Annotated in this window: 6 protein-coding genes; all 6 read left to right on the forward strand. The window is 39.6% G+C overall.

The window, feature by feature from the left end; translation table 11 throughout:
• Positions 1-724 (forward strand): polysaccharide biosynthesis/export family protein (locus tag K6C05_RS08315; RefSeq protein ID WP_296733560.1); only part of this gene is annotated, 724 nt, incomplete at its 5' end.
• Between the two features lie 117 nt (positions 725-841).
• On the forward strand, positions 842-2,206 hold the full coding sequence (locus K6C05_RS08320; protein WP_296733561.1) for a Wzz/FepE/Etk N-terminal domain-containing protein: 1,365 nt from the start codon (positions 842-844) through the stop codon (positions 2,204-2,206).
• 92 nt (positions 2,207-2,298) lie between these two features.
• Positions 2,299-3,537, forward strand: a complete 1,239-nt coding sequence (locus K6C05_RS08325) for a nucleotide sugar dehydrogenase (protein WP_296733564.1) — start codon at positions 2,299-2,301, stop codon at positions 3,535-3,537.
• A gap of 72 nt (positions 3,538-3,609) precedes the next feature.
• On the forward strand, positions 3,610-4,326 hold the full coding sequence (locus K6C05_RS08330) for a WecB/TagA/CpsF family glycosyltransferase (RefSeq protein WP_296733566.1): 717 nt from the start codon (positions 3,610-3,612) through the stop codon (positions 4,324-4,326).
• Between the two features lie 58 nt (positions 4,327-4,384).
• Complete coding sequence (rfbA, locus tag K6C05_RS08335) at positions 4,385-5,281, forward strand: glucose-1-phosphate thymidylyltransferase RfbA (protein ID WP_296733567.1); 897 nt, start codon at positions 4,385-4,387, stop codon at positions 5,279-5,281.
• Between the two features lie 61 nt (positions 5,282-5,342).
• Positions 5,343-5,602 (forward strand): DegT/DnrJ/EryC1/StrS family aminotransferase (locus tag K6C05_RS08340; RefSeq protein WP_296733570.1); only part of this gene is annotated, 260 nt, incomplete at its 3' end.

Below are 5,602 nucleotides of genomic sequence, written 5' to 3' on the forward strand. Positions count from 1 at the left end.
ATCAGCTATATTAGCAACATGCATGCTGGGCGTATCATTAGCCACAGTGAACCCAACCGTAGCTTCCTGCGAGCCAGTACCCCAGTCAAATGTCATTGAGTCTACCGACAACAGCATTTTTAAGGTAGCCCATATCAGAGCCGAAAGAACCCTGGATGAATACCGACTGTTTAAATATGACACCATTAATTTAATGGCAATCGGCTATACCGATGGATTTGGTGTAAATGATATTTCAGTAGGTGTTGATGGCATGGCCCGTATTCCATATGTTGGTAATGTCAAGCTGATAGGTCTTACCCTTGACGAAGCCAAGACATTGATTCATTCAAAATTAAGCAAATATTACAAATTACCTGAATTTAATGTATATCTGAAAAGCTATGGCCCTCGTAAAATATATGTCATGGGTAATGTAAATAGCCCAGGTATCAAGGAAATGTCAGTGGATAACATGAATGTATATGCCGCTATTTCCAGTGCTGGTGGTGTGGACAAAAAAGGACGCTCCAAGCATGTGCAGCTCCTTAGGCAGATAGACGATAAGCTGTATTTCCGCGAAGTTAATCTGGATGCTTTTGTAAAGAAGCATGACCTTAGTCAGAACATAGCCATCGAAGATGGTGATATTGTGTATGTACCAGATTCCGGCAAGATTATCTGGAGTGAAGATATCGCCCCTTATATCAATATTTATGCAGTATACAGAAGCATTGTAAAATAATTGTGCCATATGTGCCTTGTTTGTTGGCGGATGAGGTTTTTCCCTCATAAAATCATATTTAAAGAAATTTATCATATAAGGCACATTCACATCACATATCAAAAAAGGAGCGCAGCAATGAAAGAAAAAAATATAGACGACGAAGTAGAAATCGACCTTGGACGACTCTTTGGTATCCTTTGGGAAAGAAAAAAAATAACAGGAACCATCGTGGTCACCTGCACCCTGATTGCCATAATTATTTCATTTATTATTCCACCAACCTTTGAGTCCAACACTCTTGTCCAGACCAATAAGGCCAGCAAACTGGATATTTCCGGCGCCTCTGCGGCTATGGCTATGATGGGTATTGGTAGTGGAGCTGCTTCACCAACTGCAAGTTATATTGAAATGATGAAATCCCGTGCTGTATTGGAACCTATTATGGACCAATTGGAGGATATTACTCCTGAAGAACGGGAAAAGATGACAACTAAAAAATTTGCTAAAAGTCATTTGGTAATTGAAAATATCAAAGGCACTAATCTTATTAATGTTACAGGTAAGGGGAAATCTCCGGAGGAGGCCCAGATGATTTCCTCCAATGTAGTGGAAAACTTTCTTAAAATGATGACCGAGCAGAATCAGAGCAGTCAGTCCTTTATGGTGAAGTTCCTCAATGAAAGGATAGATACTGCCAAAAAGGAATCTGATGAGGCAGCTGCCAAGCTGGAAAAATACAGCAAGGAGCATAAGGTATATGCTCCTGATGAACAGACCAAGGCGGTGTTGGAGCGTACAGCTCTTTACAACAAGGCTATTGGAGAGATGCAGGTAAAGCAACAGGCCGCCGGTGCCCAATTAGCTGCAGCTGACAGTGAGCTGGAAAAACAGAATATCAATCTTTCTGCTTATAATGTAGCTGATAGTGATGTAGTAGTTGCCCTGCGCAATAAGATTGCTGCCCAAGAAGTAGAAATTGTCAAGATGGAGCAGAAATACACCGAGGAGCATCCTAGCCTGAAGAGCGCCAGGGCTGAGATGCAAGCTCTGCAGGAAAGCTTGGCTCAGGAGGTAGCAGCTGCTGTAGCCAGCGGTACCTCAACCATGAATCCAACTCAGGCAGCTTTGGTACAGTCCAAGGCAATGGCTCAGGTGGATAAGGCAGTGGCCAGTGCCAGTGAAACAGCTGTCAGAAAGCAGATGGCTGATTCCGAGTCTGACATGGCCCAGCTTTCTGATGATGCATTGGGATATATTAAGTTGAAGCGGGATGCAGAAATCAAGAATGAGGTTTATGTAGCCCTTATTAAGCAGAGTGAACAGGCCAGAATCCAGGCTACCATGGAGAGCATGGATATTCAGATAATAGATAAGGCTAATTTGCCTACAATGAAAAGTGCGCCTATTAGAAGAAATATAGCTTTAGGTGGTATGGCTGTTGGCATTGTGCTTGCCCTGATTTATGGCTTTTGGGCATATCGCAAGGAAGAAATGGCATAAAAATTTAAAGATTGTTATGAATGGGATCCTCATCCACCAAGCTATGCGAGGTGGATGAGGTATATATTTTATAATTTAGGAGATATAATCGGATGAAAATCGCAGTTGCCGGAACTGGATATGTAGGCCTAAGTCTTGCAATATTACTTTCTCAACATAATGAAGTAACAGCTGTGGATGTACTTCAGAAGAAGGTTGATTCCATTAACAGCTGGCATAGCCCAATTCAGGATGAATATATTGAGACATATCTTTCGGAGCATGAGAAAAGACAGCTGAACTTACAGGCAACCACGGATGCTGTGGTTGCTTATAAAAATGCAGATTACATTGTTATTGCTACACCTACTAATTATGATCCTGTTACCCAGCATTTTGACTGTTCATCTGTAGAAAGCGTTATTGAGCAGGTACTACAAAGTAATGAAACGGCGGTTATGATTATAAAAAGCACTATACCGGTTGGTTATACTGACAGTATAAGGAAAAAATATGGAACGGACCGGATACTATTTTCACCGGAATTCTTAAGGGAATCCAAAGCCCTTTATGATAATCTGTATCCTTCCCGGATCATTGTTGGCTGTGATGAAAAAAGCAAAGCATATGCCGTGACTTTTGCCGGAATGTTACAGGAGGGAGCCCTCAAGGAAAATATTGATACCTTGTTTATGGGGTTCTCTGAAGCTGAGGCAGTAAAGCTGTTTGCCAATACATATTTGGCATTAAGGGTTTCATATTTTAACGAATTGGATACCTATGCGGAGATGAAGGGGCTTAATACAGCTTCTATAATAGAAGGTATTGGTTTGGACCCTCGTATAGGGACTCATTACAACAATCCGTCCTTTGGCTATGGTGGATATTGCCTCCCTAAGGATACAAAACAGCTTTTGGCCAATTATTCAGAGGTTCCTCAGAATATGATTAGTGCTATTGTGGAGAGCAACCGTACCCGTAAGGATTTTATAGCAGATCAGGTGCTGAAGAAGGCAGGATATTATGACTACTATAATCGTGGAGATTATAGCAAGGAAAAAGAGATGGATTGTATCATTGGAGTTTATAGGCTTACAATGAAAAGCAATTCAGATAACTTCCGTCAGTCAGCTATACAGGGTGTTATGAAGCGTATAAAGGCAAAAGGGGCCACAATAGTTATATATGAGCCAACTCTTGAGGCTGGAAGTACCTTCTTCGGAAGTAAAATTATTGGTAATCTGGCAGAGTTCAAAACTATGTGCCAGTGTATTATTGCCAATAGATTTGATGAATGCTTGAAGGATGTAGCAGATAAGGTATATACCCGGGACATCTTTAATAGGGATTAATGATAATTGAGGTTGAACACAGTGCCATATCAACATAAGGTGAATAAAAATCAGATACCAACCTGTAATATTATGGGAGTAGATATTGCTGCCATCAATATGGAATGGTTGATTGATTTTACAATAAAAAATATAAAAGATCTTTCGGGAGACTATATTTGCGTAAGCAATGTGCATACGACTGTTATGGCACACGAAAATGAAGAGTACTGTAGTATTCAAAATGGTGGAATCATGGCTGTTCCGGATGGAGGGCCTTTATCTTCCGTAGGAAGAAAGCGGGGATATGTGAATATGTCTCGCACTACCGGACCAGATTATCTATCTAAAATATTATCTATAAGCAAGGATAAGGGGTACAGACATTATTTTTTCGGTTCTTCAGAAGATACATTGAATAAGCTGTGTGATAATGTGAAGCAGAATTATCCAGGCGTGATAGTTGCTGGAGTGTATAGTCCGCCCTTTCGTCCATTAACCAAAGAAGAAAATATAAAAATTATCGAAGAGATTAATAATGTCAAACCGGATTTTATATGGGTTGGACTTGGCGCTCCCAAGCAGGAGATGTGGATGGCAGAGCATCAGGGACAGATTCATGGCCTTATGGTAGGTGTTGGTGCAGCCTTTGATTATGTGGCAGGAAATATTAAACGAGCGCCTAATTGGATGCAAGAACATAACTTGGAATGGGCTTACCGATTGTTACAGGATCCTAGAAGATTATTTATGAGGTATTTTGTGACAAACACAAAGTTTATTATTAATGCGATATTATTTGGAAGATGAAGTACCTATCAGTATTAGCGTTTTGATAAATTTAATTTGATATTTAGGAGAGGCATAGATGAAAGGTATTATTTTGGCAGGTGGAGCAGGAACAAGACTGTATCCATTGACTTTGGTAACAAGTAAACAGCTTTTGCCAATTTATGACAAACCAATGATTTATTACCCTTTAAGTACGCTTATGCTTGCTGGCATCAAAGATATACTTATTATTTCCACTCCTGAAGATACTCCTCGATTTGAAGCATTACTTGGTAATGGGAGTCAGTTTGGTATCCATTTATCTTATGAGGTACAAAATTCTCCTGATGGTTTGGCACAGGCATTTATTATTGGTGAAAAATTTATTGGTGATGAGTCATGTGCAATGATTCTAGGGGATAATATATTTTATGGCAATGATTTTGGAAAGTTGTTAAAGAGTTGTGTTGAATGTGCTGATAATGGGTATGCAACTGTGTTTGGTTATTATGTCAATGATCCATCACGCTTTGGCATTGTCGAGTTTGATGATGAAGGACGAGTTTTGTCGATTGAGGAAAAACCAGTTAATCCCAAGAGCAATTATGCAATAACCGGTTTGTATTTTTATCCTGCGGGTGTCAGTAACTTGGCCAAAAAGGTTGTTCCAAGTGAACGGGGAGAATTGGAAATCACATCTTTGAATGAAATGTACTTAAATGGGAAAAAATTAAATGTGGAATTGTTAGGAAGAGGATTTGCCTGGCTGGACACAGGAACAATAGACAGTCTGTTGGAAGCAACAGAATTTGTGAATATTACTGAAAAAAGACAGGGTGTTCAAATATCTGCTCCGGAGGAAATTGCGTATAGATATGGATGGATCAGCAGAAAAGATTTACTGAAGGCTGCAGATAAATATGAAAAGTCACCATATGGAAAGCACTTAAAAGCGGTAGCTTCCGGAAAATTTTATTCTACAGTAAAGAAATAAATGTGTTTTATAAACAATATATGAGGAGTATTGAGTATATATGAAAATAATGCCTAATCGAATGGATAGAGGATTTTATAAATATCAAAAGGAATTTGAGAATAAGGCACTGGAGGTACTTCGGTCAGGTTGGTATGTATTGGGAAAAGAGGTTTCTTCCTTTGAGGAAGAATTTGCTTCATATATAGGCGCAAAGCATTGCGTAGGAGTTGCCTCTGGGTTGGATGCTCTTTGGATTGCGTTTAGGCTGCTTCATATTGGTAAAGGTGATGAAGTAATTGTTCAGGGCAATACATATATTGCTTCTGTGATGGGTATTAC

Origin of the sequence: Anaerovibrio sp., assembly GCF_024697385.1 — a bacterium.
GTDB lineage: Bacteria > Bacillota > Negativicutes > Selenomonadales > Selenomonadaceae > Anaerovibrio.

Coding starts and splice junctions, on each gene's coding strand:
- K6C05_RS08330 (WP_296733566.1), top strand. CDS start 3,610: ATGGGAGTAGATATTGCTGCCATCAATATGGAATGGTTGATTGATTTT.
- K6C05_RS08325 (WP_296733564.1), top strand. CDS start 2,299: ATGAAAATCGCAGTTGCCGGAACTGGATATGTAGGCCTAAGTCTTGCA.
- K6C05_RS08320 (WP_296733561.1), top strand. CDS start 842: ATGAAAGAAAAAAATATAGACGACGAAGTAGAAATCGACCTTGGACGA.
- rfbA (WP_296733567.1), top strand. CDS start 4,385: ATGAAAGGTATTATTTTGGCAGGTGGAGCAGGAACAAGACTGTATCCA.